Raw genomic sequence first — 2,306 nt, forward strand, 5'->3', positions numbered from 1 at the left:
AGCACCAGCTCGCTAGGTCAAGGAGTCAACAAAACCGGGGGCAGTCCCCTCCGACTGCACAAGGGAGAGATTCTGACTAGACCCAGCGGGGATTCTTTTTGAGGGGGCCCCGGGTCCTCCCCTGGGGTCTGGTGACGGGCTAGGTTTGTAGAGTGAGTGATGATGCGTTGCCTAAGCGTCCGCGGTTCCTAACTATTGAGCAGGTAGCTGAGGACCTAGCCGTTGGTCTGCCTACCGTGCGTCAGTTGTTGAGGACGGGTGAGCTTCGCGGGTTGCAGGTTGGTGGCCGGGGCTTGTGGCGTGTTGCTAGCAAGGATTTGGAGGCCTACATCGAGCGGGCTTACAGGGTGACTGCCGAGCGGATAGCAGCCGGCGAAGTGGCGGATGATGACTCTGTTTAGCAGTGATTCACAGTTCCCTTGGATCCCCGTGAGTAGCGAGGCGCCGCTGTGGACTGACATTGCATCTGCGATCGGGGACAGCATTGCAGCACTTGTTGCCCTTGGTGTTGCTGTTTACTCCGTGAGGGTCGCGTTAGGTGAACGGCACGCTCAGGTCAAACGCGAGCAAGAAGCCCGTGAAGCTGAGAGGCGAGACCAGGCAGAGCGTGTGTCGTGTTGGATGACCGCTGACAACACTGCTGTGCCAGCCAATTGGATCAATGTAGATAACGCTTCTGCACAGCCCATATGGGATGTCACGATCCGTCACGAACTCCTGCCAGAAGGGTCCCATTCGATACCCGTAATTCCAGCTAATCGTAGTCATCGAGTGAACGTGAATCCAGGTGGGCGTATGCATCCTCCTCAAGTCGTTGATGTCAGCTTCAGGGACAACAGGGGCCAGCGCTGGCGTAGAAATTCCGAAATCGCTGGCTCCTTATATGAAGAGGATCTGATAGGGAATCCGACTGCTGTTATGGGCGATACGAGTTAGTTCTGTGCCCGTAGAGTGGTCATGTAGCTACGGCCACAACAGCAACACCTACTGGCGGTGTTCAAAGGAAGCTATAACATCTTGCACCTGTTCGGCTTCTATCCCGCTCCTTGATACGAGTCGGAGAGCGACCCCGGCGAGGTCGGCGAGGGATGCACCGGCATCAGAGACAACCAGGCTGTCACCCAAGAGCACGCGCGCTTCTACCCCGTCTGTGTCCGGATCCTCGGATTCCAATCTGACTCCTACCTCCGAGACGAAGAACGTCTCGTCAAAAGATCGCGACACACGTTCGACATCTTCTCGCACGTCAACGCTCTGCTCCGCATTGACAGCTACAGAACGGGTGACGCCACGCAGCTCGACTCTCGACAGGCGAAAATCTCGGGCCGGCTCAGCCAGGTCGGTCCACAGAACTGAAGACTGAGTGGAACGTCCGCGAAGGGTTCGTGCGCTGTCAGCCAAATGCAGGCGCTCCTCCTTCACATTTCTGCCGATACTGGAACCGATGACGCTCCAGTGAGTGTTGCTGACTAAGTCGGGATCGTCGTGGTCGCGCACAGCCAGGCCGACATACGCCCGCTTAGCTCTCCAAGTGTCCGAGTTTGCACGAATTAGGGGATCAAGGTTTACACCTACCAGCTCGCCTTTGATGGCTTCGAGATCTGCAAAAGTCATCATCGTTCCGAGCTGTTTCCATAAAAGGTCTGTCTCTGCAATGCGAGCATTCCGTAGGATCCATGGCACAAGGTGTCGGATTTCCGCTGGAGAAAGAGGGCTGTCGAGTAATTCAGGGATATCGGTGAGTTTGTTGCCCAGTGCCAACTCCATGAGTTGCGCAGTTCGATTCATCTCCCGCGCAGCATCTTCGAGGAAATTTTCCCGAACGAAGTCAGGCAAGGCTGCATGTGTAAGGTCAGACCGTGCAGGGCTGTCGCTGAGTTCAACTAGCTGAGACGCTTTTGGAGCATCTACAAGTCCTCTTGCGCCTCGGGCGAAGTTCGCGCGAACAAGCGCGGCCATCGGGGACGCATCCGCGCGAGAAGTCTCAGCAATAAGGTCCACCCCACTGGGGTCGGTGATCAGTGACTTTTCTCCACCTACTTCCGTCGGGCGCTTCTCGGGTGACTCCAGATCTTGGAGGGCTAGGAGTATTGGGGCAGTAGAATCCAATGACTTTATATCTTGAGCCGCAATGACGGACTCATAAGAATCGCGAAGGTAGACGGCTCTCTGGTACTTAGTTTTCGGCCAAGTCATGATGAAGTCCGGGATTGCACTGTGATTAAAGTACCGAGTGTCAACGATTTGGGCAGAACCTGAACCGTCCCGGGAATCATGCCGCCTGTTTGTTGGCGGCTTCGTCGGGT

The 2,306-nt window shown here is 55.9% G+C and carries 2 protein-coding genes; one reads left to right on the plus strand and one right to left on the minus strand.

The features are described from left to right. Positions 1–152: 152 nt before the first annotated feature. Positions 153–401: a helix-turn-helix domain-containing protein gene (locus DBR22_RS20490; protein WP_108600507.1), complete on the plus strand. Its 249-nt coding sequence runs from the start codon at positions 153–155 to the stop codon at positions 399–401. Between the two features lie 583 nt (positions 402–984). On the opposite strand, the gene DBR22_RS20500 is transcribed toward DBR22_RS20490, so the two are convergent. Then, positions 985–1,836, minus strand: coding sequence for a hypothetical protein (locus DBR22_RS20500; RefSeq protein WP_146187597.1), 852 nt, complete (start codon positions 1,834–1,836; stop codon positions 985–987). Positions 1,837–2,306: the final 470 nt, after the last annotated feature.

Origin of the sequence: Arthrobacter sp. HMWF013, from assembly GCF_003061105.1 — a bacterium.
Classification (GTDB): Bacteria; Actinomycetota; Actinomycetes; order Actinomycetales; family Micrococcaceae; genus Arthrobacter.